This is a genomic window from Paracoccus sp. SM22M-07 (genome assembly GCF_001887735.1).
GTDB lineage: Bacteria > Pseudomonadota > Alphaproteobacteria > Rhodobacterales > Rhodobacteraceae > Paracoccus.
Genome location: NZ_JPKW01000001.1, coordinates 199,209 through 214,301, shown reverse-complemented (window position 1 = coordinate 214,301; position 15,093 = coordinate 199,209). Strand labels below are relative to the sequence as shown.

The following is a 15,093-nucleotide window of genomic DNA, read 5'->3' as shown; positions in this document are numbered from 1 at the left end:
ATGCCGCAATTCATCCTCTTCGCGCCCCTTCTGGGTGCGCTGATCGCGGGCTTCGGCTGGCGCCTGATCGGCGAACGCGGGGCGCAGGTCCTGACGACCGGCATCCTTTTCGCAGCCGCCGCGCTCAGCTGGATCGTCTTCCTGACCTTCGACGGCCAGTTGCGGCAGGTCCCGGTGATGGACTGGATCGTGTCGGGCGATTTCACCAGCCAGTGGGGCATCCGCCTGGACCGTCTGACGGCGATCATGCTGATCGTGATCACATCGGTTTCGGCCTTGGTGCATCTCTACAGCTTTGGCTACATGGCCCATGACGAGAATTTCAGCGATGACGAGCCCTACCGGGCGCGTTTCTTCGCCTATCTGTCCTTCTTCACCTTCGCCATGCTGATGCTGGTGACGTCCGACAACCTGCTGCAGATGTTCTTCGGTTGGGAAGGCGTGGGCGTCGCCTCCTATCTGCTGATCGGTTTCTACTTCAAGAAGCAGTCGGCAGGCGCCGCCGCCATGAAGGCCTTCATCGTCAACCGCGTCGGCGATTTCGGCTTCCTTCTGGGCATCTTCGGGCTGTGGTGGATGACCGGCACGATCCAGTTCGACGAGCTGTTCGCCCAAGTGCCGATGCTGGCCGAAAGCCAGATCACATTCCTGTGGACCGAATGGAATGCCGCGAACCTGCTGGCCATCCTGCTGTTCATCGGCGCGATGGGCAAATCGGCTCAGCTGTTCCTGCACACCTGGCTGCCCGACGCGATGGAGGGTCCGACCCCGGTTTCGGCCCTGATCCACGCGGCGACCATGGTCACCGCCGGTGTCTTCCTGGTCTGTCGGATGTCGCCGCTGTTCGAATTCGCCCCCGAAGCCAAGATGTTCATCGTGATCATCGGCGCCTCGACCGCGTTCTTTGCCGCGACGGTGGGTCTGGTCCAGAACGACATCAAGCGCGTCATCGCTTATTCGACCTGTTCGCAGCTGGGCTATATGTTCGTGGCGGCAGGCGTCGGCGTCTATTCCGTCGCCATGTTCCACTTGCTGACCCATGCCTTCTTCAAGGCCATGCTTTTCCTGGGCGCCGGTTCGGTCATCCACGCGATGCACCACGAACAGGACATGCGCAATTATGGCGGCCTGCGGAAAAAGATCCCGCTGACCTTCTGGGCGATGATGATCGGCACGCTGGCCATCACCGGCGTCGGCATTCCGCTGACCCATATCGGCTTCGCGGGCTTCCTGTCCAAGGATGCGGTCATCGAAAGCGCCTATGCGTCGGGGTCGGGCTATGCCTTCTGGATGCTGGTCATCGCGGCCGCCTTCACCAGCTTCTACAGCTGGCGCCTGATGTTCCTGACCTTCTTCGGCAAGCCGCGCGGCGATCACCATGCGCATGACCATGCCCATGAAAGCCCGCGTGTCATGACGATACCGCTTGGCGTTCTGGCGCTTGGCGCGATCTTCTCGGGGATGGTGTGGTATAACAGCTTCTTCGAAACCGAAGGCGTCCAGAAATTCTTCGGCATGCCCGAGGTCGCCGCCGCCCATGGCGACACCCATGGCGAGGTCGAAGCCGGCCATGCCGAGGTCGCCGAGGTTGCGGCAACCGACGATCACGGTGCAGCAGCGGAGGGCGAACATGCGACCGTCGTCGATCCCGCGACCGTGGGGCAGGGTGCGATCTACATGCATCCCGACAACCATGTCATGCATGACGCCCACGGCGTTCCGGCCTGGGTCAAGGTGTCGCCCTTCATCGCGATGCTGTCGGGCTTGGCCCTTGCCTGGCTGATGTATATCCGCAACCCGGGCGCGCCCGCCAAGTTGGCCGCACAGCAGCCGGGCCTGTACCAGTTCCTGCTGAACAAGTGGTATTTCGACGAAATCTACAACGCCGTCTTCGTGCGTCCGGCCCGCTGGATCGGCGCCAAGCTGTGGACGGCGGGTGACGGAGCCGTTATCGACGGCGCCATCAACGGGCTTGCCATGGGAATCATTCCCCGCATGACCCGCTTTGCCGGGCGCGTTCAGTCCGGCTATCTGTTCCACTATGCCTTCGCGATGGTCATCGGCATCGTGGGCTTGCTGATCTGGGTGATGCTGCGGGGCGCGCAATAACATGACGAACCTTCTTTCAATCATCACCTTCCTGCCCATCGTCGCGGCGGGGATCCTGGGCCTGTTCCTGCGCGGCGACGATGCCGCCGCGCAGAAGAACGCCAAATGGCTGGCCCTGATCGCGACCAGCGCCACCTTCCTGGTGTCGTTGTTCCTGCTGGCGGGCTTCAACCCTGCCGATACGGGCTTCCAGTTCGTGGAAGACCACGCTTGGATCATGGGCCTGCGCTACAAGATGGGCGTCGACGGCATCTCGATCCTTTTCGTCATGCTGACGACCTTCCTGATGCCGCTGACGATCCTGTCCACCTGGGAGGTGAACACCCGCGTCAAGGAATACATGATCGCCTTCCTGGTGCTGGAGGGGCTGATGATCGGCGTCTTCACGGCGCTGGACCTGATCCTGTTCTACCTGTTCTTCGAAGCCGGCCTGATCCCGATGTTCCTGATCATCGGCATCTGGGGCGGCGCGAACCGCATCTATGCGACGTTCAAGTTCTTCCTCTATACCTTCATCGGGTCGGTGCTGATGCTGGTGGCGATGATCGCGATGGCGCGCGTCGCGGGAACGACCGACATCGCTGAATTGCTGGTCTTCGACTTCCCGTCGGAAACCACCCGCATCCTGGGCTTCACCGTCGTCGGCGGCATGCAGACGCTGTTGTTCCTGGCCTTCTTCGCCAGCTTCGCGGTCAAGATGCCGATGTGGCCGGTCCACACCTGGCTGCCCGATGCGCACGTGCAGGCGCCGACCGCGGGTTCCGTGGTCCTGGCCGCGGTGCTGCTGAAGATGGGCGGCTATGGCTTCCTGCGCTTCAGCCTGCCGATGTTCCCGGTGGCCAGCGACCTGCTGCAGCCGCTGGTGCTGTGGATGTCGGCCATTGCCATCGTCTATACCTCGCTGGTGGCGCTGGCCCAGTCCGACATGAAGAAGCTGATCGCCTATTCCTCGGTCGCGCATATGGGTTACGTGACCATGGGGATCTTTGCGGCGAACCAGCAGGGTGTCGATGGCGCGATCTTCCAGATGCTGTCGCACGGCTTCATCTCGGGGGCGCTGTTCCTAGGCGTGGGCGTTATCTATGACCGCATGCACACCCGGGAAATCGACGCCTATGGCGGGCTGGTCAACCGGATGCCGGTCTATGCGCTGATCTTCATGTTCTTCACGATGGCCAATGTCGGCCTGCCGGGCACGTCCGGCTTCGTGGGCGAATTCCTGACCCTGATGGGGGCGTTCCACGCCAACACCTGGGTGGCCTTCGTGGCGGCGACCGGCGTCATCCTGTCGGCGGCCTATGCGCTGTGGCTTTATCGCCGCGTGACCATGGGCGCGCTGATCAAGGAAAGCCTGCGCATGATCACCGACATGACGCCCCGCGAAAAGTGGATCTTTGCGCCGCTGATCGCCATGACCCTGCTGCTGGGCGTCTATCCGCGCCTGGTGACCGACATCACCGGGCCTTCGGTCCAGGCGATGCTGGTGAATGTAAACGACGCGCTGCCCGACGAGGCAGCCACCGACGACCTGGCTTCGGCCACCGTCAGCCACTGAGGAAAGCAAGATGAACGCGCTCGATATTTCGACCATCCTGCCCGAACTCTGGCTTGCGATCTATGCGCTGGCGGCGCTGATGGCGGGGGCCTATTTCGGCAAGGACCAGATCGCACGACCGATCCTGTGGGCCAGCGTGCTGGCCCTGCTGGTGGCCGGGCTTTTCGTCGGCATGGCCGACCGGCCCGAACAGACGGCATTCTTCGGGATGTTCATCGACGACGCCTTCGCGCGCTTTGCCAAGGTGACGATCCTGCTGTCGGGCGCCGCCGTCCTGGCCATGAGCGCGGAATATCTCAGCCGCCACGGTCTGATGCGGTTCGAATATCCGATCCTGATCGTGCTGGCGACGGTGGGCATGATGCTGATGGTGTCGGCGGGCGACCTGCTGACGCTCTACATGGGGCTGGAGCTGCAATCGCTGGCACTCTACGTCGTGGCCGCAATGCGCCGCGAAAGCGTCAAATCCTCCGAGGCCGGCCTGAAGTATTTCGTCCTGGGCGCGCTCAGCTCGGGTCTGCTGCTTTACGGCGCGTCACTGGTCTATGGATTTGCCGGGACGACCGGTTTCGCGGGGATCATCGTGGCGGTGAACGCCGATGTCATGCCCATGGGCCTTCTGTTCGGCCTGGTCTTCCTGCTGGTGGGCCTTGCCTTCAAGGTTTCGGCCGTGCCGTTCCACATGTGGACGCCCGACGTCTATGAAGGTTCGCCTTCGCCGGTAACGGCCTTCTTCGCCACAGCGCCCAAGGTCGCCGCGATGGCGCTGATCGGTCGTCTGGTCTTTGACGCCTTCGGCAATGTCATCACCGATTGGAGCCAGATCATCGCGGTCCTGGCGGTCCTGTCGATGGTTCTGGGTTCGGTGGCGGGCATCGGCCAGACCAACATCAAGCGCCTGATGGCCTATTCCTCGATCGCGCATATGGGCTTTGCGCTGGTCGGCCTGGCCGCCGGGACGGCCTATGGCGTGCAGGCGATGCTGCTCTACATGGCGATCTATGCGCTGATGAATGTCGGCACCTTTGCCTTCATCCTGTCGCTGGAACGTGACGGTCAGCCGATCACCGACATGCAGAGCCTGAACCGCTTTGCCCAGGCCGAGCCGCTGAAAAGCTTTGCCGTGCTGTTCCTGATGTTCAGCCTGGCCGGCGTGCCGCCCTTCCTGGGCTTCTTTGCCAAATACGGCGTGCTGACGGCGGCAGTCGATGGCGGCATGTCCTGGCTGGCCGTGATCGGCGTGATCGCCTCGGTTGTCGGTGCCTTCTATTACCTGCGGATCGTCTATTACATGTTCTTCGGCTCGGAGGTCGAACCGGTGACAAGCCGGATGGGCATGGTGCAGTATGCGGCGCTGGTGGTTCCGGCGGCGGCGCTGCTGTTGGGCGCGGTGACGATGCTGGGCATCGACGAGGCTGCCGCCACGGCGGCGCAATCGCTGGTCAATGACACGGTCGCCCCCATTGCGGGTCAATAACGACGAACCGGCCAACTGGCCGCAGGGCGTGGCGCGCCACGTCCTGGACCGTGTTGACAGCACCAATGCCGAAGCGTTCCGGCTGGCCCCCTCACTCAGCGGGCCGGCCTGGATCATGGCCCATAGGCAAGAGGCCGGGCGTGGGCGTCGCGGTCGCGCATGGACCGATCCGCCGGGAAATTTCGCCGCGACCCTGGCGCTGCGTCCCGACGGCGGACCGGCCGATGCGGCGCGTTTGTCCTTCGTGGCGGCGCTTTCGGTCCATGACGCGCTGCGCGATCTGTGCGGGCCGTCGCTGAACGTGGCGCTGAAATGGCCCAATGACGTGCTGCTGAACGGCGGAAAGCTGTCAGGCATCCTGCTGGAAAGCAGTGGCGCGGCAGGGCAGGTGGCGACCCTGGCGATCGGCATCGGCATCAATCTGGCTGCGGCACCCGATCCGGCCCAGGTCGAACCGACCGCCACCCGCCCCGTCAGCCTGCTGGGCGAGACCGGGCTGGAGGTCACCCCCGAGGATGTCCTGAACGCCTTGGCCTGCCAATTCGACGCCTGGCATCGCCAGATGCGGACCTTTGGCTTTGCCCCGATCCGCAACGCTTGGATGGCCCGCGCCGCCAAGCTGGGCGAGACGATCGTCGCCCGCACCGGCACCACCGAAACCACCGGCCGTTTCGACGGCATCGACGACACCGGCGCGCTGATCCTGACCGGCCCCCGCGGCCGTCACGCGATCCCGGCTGCCGACATCTATTTCAGCGGGTCCTGACATGCTGTTGTGCATCGACACGGGCAATACCAACACGGTCTTCTCGATCTGGGACGGCGGCAAGTTCCTGGCGCATTGGCGCATCCGGACCGATCACCGGCGCACGGCGGATGAATATTTCGTCTGGCTCTCGACGTTGATCTCGGTCCAGAAATTTGACCTGCGGATCGACGCCTGCATCATCAGCGCGACGGCGCCGCGGGTGGTCTTCAACCTGCGCGTCCTGTGCAACCGCTACTTCGACACGCGCCCGCTGGTGGTGGGCAAGCCCGACTGCCTGCTGCGCGTGCCGCCGCGCGTGGATCAGGGCACGACGGTCGGTCCCGACCGGCTGGTCAACACGGTGGGTGCCTATGACCGCCACGGTCCCGACCTGATCGTGGTGGATTTCGGAACCGCGACCACCTTCGATGTCGTTGATGTCGACGGGGCCTATATCGGCGGGGTCATCGCGCCCGGCGTCAATCTGTCGCTTGAAGCCCTGCATATGGGTGCGGCATCATTGCCTCATGTCGATGTGACGATGCCAGCGAAGGTCATAGGCACGAATACGGTTGCATGTATACAGTCGGGCGTGTTCTGGGGTTACGTAGGATTGGTCGAAGGTATCGTGCGCCAGATACGCGCCGAACGTGACCGGCCGATGAAAGTAATAGCGACCGGCGGGCTTGCGCCGCTGTTCGATCAGGGTTTCGACCTGTTCGATGCAATAGAAGACGACCTCACGATGCATGGATTGCGTCTTATTCACGATTACAACAAGGAGATGGGCAATGGCTGAGCGCCTGATCTATCTGCCGCTGGGCGGCGCGGGCGAAATCGGCATGAACGCCTATGTTTATGGCTATGGTGCGCCCGGCAAGGAACGACTGATCCTGGTCGATCTGGGCGTCACCTTTGGTGACATGGACGGAAGCCCGGGTATCGACCTGATCATGCCGGACCTGACATGGCTGGAACAGAACAAGGACCGGCTTGACGCGATCTTCGTGACCCACGGGCACGAGGATCATATCGGCGCCCTGGGGCATCTGTGGGGGCGTCTGAAGGCCCCCATCTATGCGCGCCAGTTCACCGGCACTCTGGTGCGGTTGAAGATGGAGGAGATGGGTCTGCCGGCGGCGGACGCGGTCAACATCGTCGACGTGCGCCCGGCCCAGACCGAAGTGGGCCCCTTCACGGTGCAGTTCGCGCCGATCAGCCACTCGATCCCCGAAAGCAGCGGCCTGATCATCGACACGCCAGCCGGCCGCATCGTCCACACGGGCGATTTCAAGGTAGACGTGACGCCGGTCGTGGGCGATGCCTTCGATCCGGTCATGTGGAAGCAGGTCGCCACCGAAAAGGGCGGCGTCAAGATCCTGGCCTGTGACAGCACCAACATCTTCTCGACCCATCCGGGGCGGTCCGAGGCCGTCCTGGCCACGCCGATCACCGAATGGGTGATGACGCAGAAGAACCTGGTGGTCGCCACGACCTTCGCCAGCAACATCGCGCGCCTGAAGACGCTGGCCGATGCGGCCATCGCTTCGGGTCGCAAGGTCTGCCTGCTGGGTCGTGCAATGCGTCGCATGGTCAGCGTCGGTTTCGACAGCGGCATCCTGACGGATTTCCCCGACACGATCGGCCCCGACGAGGCCGCCAAGCTGCCGCGTCACCAAGTCATGCTGATCGTCACCGGCAGCCAGGGCGAACGCCGCGCCGCCAGCGCGCAGCTGTCGCGCGGGCGCTATCTGGGCCTGTCGTTGAAGGAAGGCGACAGCTTCCTGTTCAGCTCGAAGACGATCCCCGGCAACGAAAAGTCAGTGGGTCGGATCATGAACGCGCTCTCGGAATCGGGGGTCGAGGTTTATGACGCGGATGACGGGCTGTATCACGTTTCGGGGCACGCCAACCGTCCCGACATCGAAGTGATGCACGACATCCTGAAGCCGAAGACGGTCATCCCGATGCATGGGGAACACCTGCATCTGCGCGAACACATGATGTTGGCGCGCGCCAAGGGCATGTCCTCCGAGGTCGTGGTGAACGGCCAGATGATGGAACTGTCGGGTGACAAGCTGCGTGTCGTGGACCAGGTCCAGACGGGTCGCCTGTATCTGGACGGCAACATCCTGATCGGGGCAATGGACGGCGTCGTGCGCGACCGCATCCGCCTGGCCCTGAACGGGCACGCCATGGTCAGCGTCATCGTGGACGAGGACGACAACGTCCTGCCCGATGCCTGGGTCGAGCTGATGGGCCTGAACCAGACCACCCGCGGCGGTACCGATCTGGCCCGCCATATCGAAGGCGAGATCGCCGAGTTCCTGGAGCGTGCCGATGCGCGCACCGTGCGCAGCGACGAAAAGATGGACGAGGCGATCCGCAAGATCGCGCGTCAGGTCTCGATGGAGGAAATCGGCAAGAAGCCCGAGGTCACCGTCATCATCAGCCGCCTGACGGCCGACTGATCCCGAACGGGGCGCGCGGGCAACTGCGCGCCCTTTTTTCCGCAAGGTCCCATCGCGGCGGGGCTTGACCGGAACGCAGGCTTGCGGCACTTGCCCCTGCATGAGCGATAAACCCACATCCGAGTTTGACCCCAACCCGCCGCGCCGCAATTTCTATGGCCGCCGGAACGGCAAGACCCTGCGCCACAGCCAGAAGGGCTATCTGTCCGAGGATCTGGGCGAACTGCGCCCGCGCAACGTGACCGTCAAGGAAAACCCCGACCGCACGCCGATCGACCCGCAGGCGATCTTTGGTGACGACCGCCCCGTCTGGCTGGAGGTCGGTTTCGGCGGTGGCGAACACATGGTCCACATGGCCAAGACCTATCCCGAGATGGGGATCATCGGCTGCGAGCCCTTCATCAACGGCGTCGCCATGCTGCTGGGCAAGATCCGCAACGCGGGCGTCACCAATGTCAGCGTTCATCCGGGCGATGCGCGCGACCTGATGGACGTGCTGCCCGATGCCTGCATCGAGCGGGCCTTTCTGATGTATCCCGACCCCTGGCCCAAGGCGCGCCACCACCGCCGCCGCTTTGTGACGCCGGAACACATGATCCCGCTGGCGCGCGTGATGCGTCCGGGCGGCATCTTCCGCGTGGCCAGCGACATCCCCGATTACATCCGACAGACGCGCGAGGAAGTGCCCCCCGCCGGTTTCGAGATGATCGCCGATACCGATCAGGCCTGGGACGACTGGATCAGCACGCGTTACGAACAAAAGGCGCTGCGCGAGGGGCGCGCGCCCCATTACGTCACCTTCCGTCGCAGATGAAAAAGGCCCGCCGTGATGGCGGGCCTTTCGCTTATTCCACCGTGACGGATTTCGCCAGGTTGCGGGGCTGGTCCACGTCCGTCCCCTTGGCGACCGCCGTGTGATAGGCCAGATACTGCATCGGCACCGCATAAAGCATCGGCTGGAACACGCCACCGCCCGTGGGCAGGGTCAGCGCGGCCGTCACGCCTTCGCCCGCCGCCTTGATGCCTTCGGCATCCGACACCAGCAGGATCTGGCCGTGACGGGCCATCACCTCCTGCATGTTGGAGATGGTCTTGTCGAACAGCGCGTCATAGGGCGCCAGCACCACCACCGGCACGTCGCCGTCGATCAGCGCGATGGGCCCGTGCTTCAACTCGCCCGACGCATAGCCTTCGGCGTGGATATAGCTCAGCTCCTTCAGCTTCAGCGCGCCTTCCAGCGCCACCGGATAAAGCGAACCGCGCCCCAGATACAGCACGTCGCGCGCCTGGGACAGCCATTCGGCCTGGGTCCGGCATTCGTCGGACATCTGCAGCGCCTGGCTCAGAAGGCCGGGGATGGACCGCAGGTCGCGCAGAAGGGCGGCAAGCCCCGCATCGTCGATCCGGCCCCGGTCATGCGCCGCCTTCAACGCCAGAACCCCCAGCACCGCCAGCTGGCAGGTGAAGGCCTTGGAGGAGGCGACGCTGACCTCGATCCCCGCAAGGGTCGGCAGCGCGAAATCGCTGTCGCGCGCGATGGCCGAGGTGCCGACATTGACCAGCCCGATGGTCTGGCTGACATGGGGCTTGGCGTAATGCAGCGCCGCCAGCGTGTCGGCGGTTTCGCCCGACTGGCTGATCGCGATGAACCAGCTGTTTTTAGCCAGCGGCGGCTCGCGGTATCGGAATTCGGATGCGACATCGATATCGACGGGCAGGCCGGCCAACTGTTCGAACCAGTATTTCGCCACATGACCCGCCAGATGCGCCGTTCCGCAGCCGACCAGGGAAATGCGGTCGATGTCGCGGAAATCCAGGCCCTCGGGCAGCACGATCCGGTCGCCCTTGACGTAGTGGTTCAGCACATCGCCGATGACGACGGGCTGTTCGGCGATTTCCTTGGCCATGAAGTGGCGATAGCCGCCCTTGTCGATGGCCGTGGCACCGACATCGATGCGCGATTGCGGGCGCTGCGTCTGATGGCCCTCGGCGTCAAAGATCCGGGCACCGGCGCGGGTCAGGACGGCATGGTCGCCATCCTCCAGATAGGTGATGCGGTCGGTATAGGGGGCCAGCGCCACCGCGTCAGATCCCACGAACATCTGGCCGTCACCGTGACCGATGGCCAGGGGGCTGCCCTTGCGGGCGGCAACCATCAGGTCGCCTTCACCGTCGAACAGGAAGGCCAGCGCGAAGGCGCCCTGAAGGCGGGCCAGCGTGGCGCGGGCGGCATCGACCGGCGACATGCCCTGATCCATGCAATGCGCCGTCCAAAGCGCCACGGTTTCGGTGTCGGTCTGGGATTGCGGCTGGATGCCCAGTTCCGCCAGATCGGCGCGCAGGTCGCGGAAATTTTCGATGATGCCGTTATGGACGACGGCCACGCGGCCCGACTGGTGGGGGTGGGCGTTCTCCTCGGTCGCGGCGCCATGGGTGGCCCACCGGGTGTGGCCGATGCCCGAATGGCCGGTCAGGGGTTCGTGGACCAGCTTGTCCGACAGGTTGACCAGCTTGCCCACCGCGCGGCGGCGATCCAACCGCCCGCTGGCATCGACCGTGGCGACCCCCGCGCTGTCATAGCCGCGATATTCCAGCCGCCGCAGCCCGTCCACCAGTTGCGGTGACACTTCGTTATGTCCCAGGATGCCGATGATTCCGCACATGTTATTTGGCCTCTTTCTTGGCGCGCAGGGCGGCCATCAGGCGGGTTGCAAAGCCGGGCTTGTTGGCCTGGCGGGCGCGGCCGATGGCCAGCGCGCCGTCCGGCACGTCCTGCGTGATGACCGAACCCGACCCGGTCATGGCATCGTCGCCGACCCGCACGGGCGCGACCAGCATCGTGTCGCTGCCGATGAAGGCGCGGGCACCGATCTCGGTCCGGTGCTTCATCACGCCGTCATAGTTGCAGGTGATGGTGCCCGCGCCGATATTCGTGGCCTCGCCGATATGGGCATCGCCCAGATAGGTCAGGTGGCCGACCTTGACGCCTTCGTCCAGCACCGCGTTCTTGATCTCGACGAAATTGCCGACATGCACGTCGCCGCCCAGTTCCGCGCCGGGGCGCAGGCGGGCAAAGGGGCCGACCGTGGCACCGGACGACACATGGCAGCCCTCCAGATGGCAAAAGGGCAGGATCTCGGCCTCGGATTCGATGGTGACGCCGGGACCGAAGACGACGTTCGGGCCGATGATGGCGTCGCGCCCGATGAAGGTGTCCAGTGCGAACCAGACGCTGTCGGGATCGGTCAGGGTGACGCCATCCTCCAGCGCGCGGGCGCGGGCGCGGGCCTGGAAGGTGCGTTCGGCCTGCGCCAGTTCGGCGCGGGTGTTGATGCCCAGGGTTTCTTCCTCGTCGCAGATGACGACATCGGCGCGCCGCCCTTCGGCGCGGGCCAGCGCCACCAGGTCGGTCAGGTAATATTCCCCCGAAGCGTTGTCGTTCGTCAGCTTGCCGATCAGCTGGCGCAGCAGGCTGGCATCCAGCGCCATGACGCCGGAATTGCACAGCGCGATGTCGCGGGTGGCGGCATCCGCATCCTTGAATTCGACGATCCGTTCCAGACCCCGGTCGGTGACGATCAGGCGTCCATAGCGGCCCGGGTCGGCGGCCTCGAAGCCCAGCACGACCAGGTCGCTGGTATGGCTGGCGATGGCGGCCAGGGTGTCTTCGCCGATGAAGGGGGTGTCGCCGTAAAGGACGACCACCTTGCCCTCGAAGCCCTCAAGCTCGGGCAGGGTCTGGCGGACGGCATGGCCTGTGCCCAGCTGTTCTTCCTGCAGGACGGTGCGGGCCTCGGGGTCCAGTTTGGACAGCGCCTTGGTGACGCGGTCGCTGCCATGGCCGGTGACGACGATTACCTGTTCGGGTTCTAGGCTGCGCGCGGCGGCCAGCGCGTGGCCGAACAGCGGGACGCCGCCAAGGCGGTGCAGAACCTTGGGCAGGTCCGATTGCATCCGGCTGCCCTGACCTGCGGCCAGGATCACCACCGCTACTGCATTTTCCGCCATTCCGCCCTCATCGTCTGTTTGCATTCGTTCGCTCGCGTTCTAATCGGGTGGGGGGGCGCTGGAAAGACCCGGCGCATTCACCTTTGTTTTCGGAACATTTCGTAAGGGGATAGCATGGCGGGCACGGTGGTCTTCGATCTGGACGGGACTTTGGCGGATACATCGGGGGATCTGATCGCGGCGGCCAATGCCTGTTTCCGCGCCCGGGGCCTGGGCGACCTGCTGCATCCCGTGGATGACGCGCTGATCGCGTTCCATGGCGGCAAGGCGATGCTGCGCGCGGGATATGACCGGATGCCCGCCGACAGCCTGCTGCCGCCCGGGGCCGAGGATCAGGATTACCACAGCCTGCTGGGCCATTACGGCGACAGCATCGCGGTGCATACGCGGCTGTATCCCGGCGTTCTGCAAGCGCTGGACCGGCTGGACGACCAGGGACTTCGGCTGGCCATCTGCACCAACAAGCCGGGCGCCCTGGCCGAGAGCCTGCTGCGGGAACTGGGCATCCGCGACCGCTTTGGCGCGATGATCGCCGCCGACACGCTGCCGGTGCGCAAGCCCGATCCGCGCCCTTATCAGCTCGCGGTCGAGCGGGCAGGGGGCCAGGTCGCGGCATCCTTCCTGGTGGGGGACACGGAAACCGACCGCAAGACGGCGGCGGCGGCGGGGGTCAAGGTGGCGCTAGTGGCGTTCGGACCCGAGGGCGAGGCGATTTCCCGCCTGGCCCCCGAAGCCCTGCTGAACCATTTCGACGATCTGCCCGACCTGGCCCGCGACTGGCTGGCCTGAGGGGCGCGGGCCCGCGTGGCCTAATCTATTCGGCGTCCGGGGCGGGCTTTGCGTTCAGCATGCCGAAATTCTGGGCGCCGATCGTGTCATAGAGCGACAGCTGCGTTTCGAGGAAGTCGATATGGCCTTCCTCATCCGCGATCAGTTCCTCGAACAGGACCTTGCTGACGTAATCGCCGACGCTGTCGCAGTGATCGCGCGCCTCGATATAAAGGTTGCGCGCGTCATGTTCCCCGGCCAGATCCGATTCCAGCGTTTCCTTGAGGTCCTGACCGATGCGCAGCGGGTCCAGTTTCTGCAGGTTGGGATGCCCTTCCAGAAAGATGATCCGCTGGATCAGCCGATCGGCGTGGTTCATCTCCTCGATCGACTCGGCGCGCGATTTTTCGGCGATGCGCCCGAAACCCCAGTCTTCCTGCAGCCGGTAATGCAGCCAATACTGGCTGACCGCCGTCAGTTCAGACCGCAGTGCGGCGTTCAGATAGTCGATGACCTTGGCGTCGCCCTTCATCGGGGTTTTCCTTCCTGCTGTCTGTTCCGGCCCGCAAAATCGGCGGGGCGACCCCCACCTTATCGCAGCGTCGCATCGTGTCCAGAAACAGAGGCATGCAGCCTCCGCAATCGGCGCGTTTTCCCAAGGCGTGATAAATCTTGCCAGGCGTGATGATCGTTTCGGGGTCCGCTGCGCGCATCCAGTCGATGGCGGCGGTGATATCGCGATCCGAAATTCCGGTGCATTGGCAGACGATCATGCGGGCCTCCTGTCGAGCGGTAATCTGACCGAATTGGTAGGGCATGTAAAGACCGACGATTTTGGTGGGACATCACGGGCGCTTGACGGATTGTGCGCGTCGTCGCAGAAGCCCCTGCATGAAACTGTCCGATTTCGATTTCGACCTGCCCGAACACCTGATCGCCACGCGGCCCGCCAAGCCGCGCAGTTCCGCACGCCTGCTGTTGGCGCAGGGCGATGACATTGCCGACCGGCGCGTCAGCGACCTGCCCGACATCCTGGGACCGGGCGATGTGCTGGTGCTGAACGACACCAAGGTCATTCCCGCCCGCCTGACCGGCACGCGTCACCGGTCGACGCCCCAGGGCGATGTCAGCGCCAAGATCGAGGTGACGCTGCTGGAGCCTGCCTCGGAGGGCTGGCGCGCGCTGGCCAAACCCTTGCGCAAGCTGCGCCAGGGCGAGGTGATCCGCTTTGGCGACGATCTGTCCGCCACCGTGGCCCAGATCGCCGAAGGCGAATTGCGGCTGGTCTTCGATGCGACGGGCGATGCCTTCGATGCGGCGCTGGCACGGGTGGGGGCGATGCCGCTGCCGCCCTACATCGCCTCGCTGCGGGCGCCCGATGCGCAGGATCATCAGGATTACCAGACCGTCTGGGCGGCCAACAAGGGCGCGGTCGCGGCCCCCACGGCCAGCCTGCATTTCGACGACGACCTGCTGGCGGGGCTGACGGCGCGCGGCGTGGAATTCGTCCATGTCACGCTGCATGTAGGGGCAGGCACCTTCCTGCCCGTCAAGGTCGAGGACGTGACCACCCACCGCATGCATGCCGAATGGGGCGAGGTCAGCGCGGATGCCGCCGCGGCCATCACCCGCGCCAAGGCCGAAGGCCGCCGCGTCATCCCGGTGGGTACCACCGCGCTGCGGCTGATCGAATCGGCCGCGACCGGCGACGGCGTCGTCGCGCCCTTCCGGGGCACGACCGACATCTTCATCTATCCCGGCCATCACTTCCGGGTGACCGATGCGCTGATGACGAACTTCCACCTGCCCAAATCCACGCTGATGATGCTGGTTTCAGCCCTGATGGGTCCGGAAAAAATCAAGACCATCTATGGACATGCGGTCGCAGGGGGGTATCGTTTCTTCAGCTATGGCGATGCGTCATTGCTGATCCCGTAAGGTCGCTTTCCTGCTGGTA

The 15,093-nt window shown here is 64.5% G+C and carries 13 protein-coding genes; 9 read left to right on the top strand and 4 right to left on the bottom strand.

Annotation, left to right across the window (positions count from 1 at the left end):
• From nuoL to IE00_RS01085, 7 genes are all read left to right on the top strand, one after another.
• Nucleotides 1-2,109 carry an NADH-quinone oxidoreductase subunit L gene (gene nuoL / locus IE00_RS01115; protein ID WP_072295214.1) on the top strand — a complete coding sequence of 703 codons (2,109 nt, stop codon included), beginning with the start codon at nt 1-3 and terminating at the stop codon, nt 2,107-2,109.
• 1 nt (nt 2,110) lies between these two features.
• Nucleotides 2,111-3,664 (top strand): NADH-quinone oxidoreductase subunit M, encoded by a 1,554-nt coding sequence (locus IE00_RS01110; RefSeq protein WP_072295213.1) that lies wholly within the window; start codon nt 2,111-2,113, stop codon nt 3,662-3,664.
• A 10-nt stretch (nt 3,665-3,674) separates the two neighbouring features.
• The gene (gene nuoN / locus IE00_RS01105) at nt 3,675-5,141 is read left to right on the top strand and encodes an NADH-quinone oxidoreductase subunit NuoN (RefSeq protein ID WP_072295212.1); all 1,467 of its coding nucleotides are present in this window, start codon (nt 3,675-3,677) and stop codon (nt 5,139-5,141) included.
• On the top strand, nt 5,128-5,907 hold the full coding sequence (locus tag IE00_RS01100) for a biotin--[acetyl-CoA-carboxylase] ligase (protein WP_240493759.1): 780 nt from the start codon (nt 5,128-5,130) through the stop codon (nt 5,905-5,907). The genes nuoN and IE00_RS01100 overlap by 14 nt, the downstream gene beginning before the upstream one ends.
• Nucleotide 5,908: 1 nt before the next feature.
• Complete coding sequence (locus IE00_RS01095) at nt 5,909-6,688, top strand: type III pantothenate kinase (RefSeq protein ID WP_072295210.1); 780 nt, start codon at nt 5,909-5,911, stop codon at nt 6,686-6,688.
• Complete coding sequence (locus tag IE00_RS01090; protein ID WP_072295209.1) at nt 6,681-8,360, top strand: ribonuclease J; 1,680 nt, start codon at nt 6,681-6,683, stop codon at nt 8,358-8,360. The genes IE00_RS01095 and IE00_RS01090 overlap by 8 nt, the downstream gene beginning before the upstream one ends.
• Nucleotides 8,361-8,460: 100 nt before the next feature.
• Nucleotides 8,461-9,174: a tRNA (guanosine(46)-N(7))-methyltransferase TrmB gene (locus tag IE00_RS01085; protein WP_072295208.1), complete on the top strand. Its 714-nt coding sequence runs from the start codon at nt 8,461-8,463 to the stop codon at nt 9,172-9,174.
• 31 nt (nt 9,175-9,205) lie between these two features.
• Here the strand turns inward: IE00_RS01085 and glmS are convergent, their stop codons facing one another.
• Both glmS and glmU read right to left on the bottom strand, forming a co-directional pair.
• Nucleotides 9,206-11,023, bottom strand: a complete 1,818-nt coding sequence (gene glmS / locus IE00_RS01080; RefSeq protein WP_072295207.1) for a glutamine--fructose-6-phosphate transaminase (isomerizing) — start codon at nt 11,021-11,023, stop codon at nt 9,206-9,208.
• Nucleotide 11,024: 1 nt separating this feature from the next.
• Nucleotides 11,025-12,368: a bifunctional UDP-N-acetylglucosamine diphosphorylase/glucosamine-1-phosphate N-acetyltransferase GlmU gene (glmU, locus tag IE00_RS01075; RefSeq protein WP_072295206.1), complete on the bottom strand. Its 1,344-nt coding sequence runs from the start codon at nt 12,366-12,368 to the stop codon at nt 11,025-11,027.
• 114 nt (nt 12,369-12,482) lie between these two features.
• On the opposite strand from glmU, the gene IE00_RS01070 reads away from it, so the two are divergent.
• The gene (locus IE00_RS01070; RefSeq protein WP_072295205.1) at nt 12,483-13,157 is read left to right on the top strand and encodes an HAD-IA family hydrolase; all 675 of its coding nucleotides are present in this window, start codon (nt 12,483-12,485) and stop codon (nt 13,155-13,157) included.
• A gap of 25 nt (nt 13,158-13,182) precedes the next feature.
• Here the strand turns inward: IE00_RS01070 and bfr are convergent, their stop codons facing one another.
• Entirely contained in the window at nt 13,183-13,668 is a 486-nt protein-coding gene (gene bfr, locus IE00_RS01065; RefSeq protein WP_072295204.1) for a bacterioferritin, read from the bottom strand.
• Entirely contained in the window at nt 13,616-13,909 is a 294-nt protein-coding gene (locus IE00_RS01060) for a bacterioferritin-associated ferredoxin (protein WP_072295203.1), read from the bottom strand. Before IE00_RS01060 ends, bfr begins: the two co-directional genes overlap by 53 nt.
• A 118-nt stretch (nt 13,910-14,027) precedes the next feature.
• On the opposite strand from IE00_RS01060, the gene queA reads away from it, so the two are divergent.
• The gene (gene queA / locus IE00_RS01055; protein WP_072295202.1) at nt 14,028-15,074 is read left to right on the top strand and encodes a tRNA preQ1(34) S-adenosylmethionine ribosyltransferase-isomerase QueA; all 1,047 of its coding nucleotides are present in this window, start codon (nt 14,028-14,030) and stop codon (nt 15,072-15,074) included.
• Nucleotides 15,075-15,093: the final 19 nt, after the last annotated feature.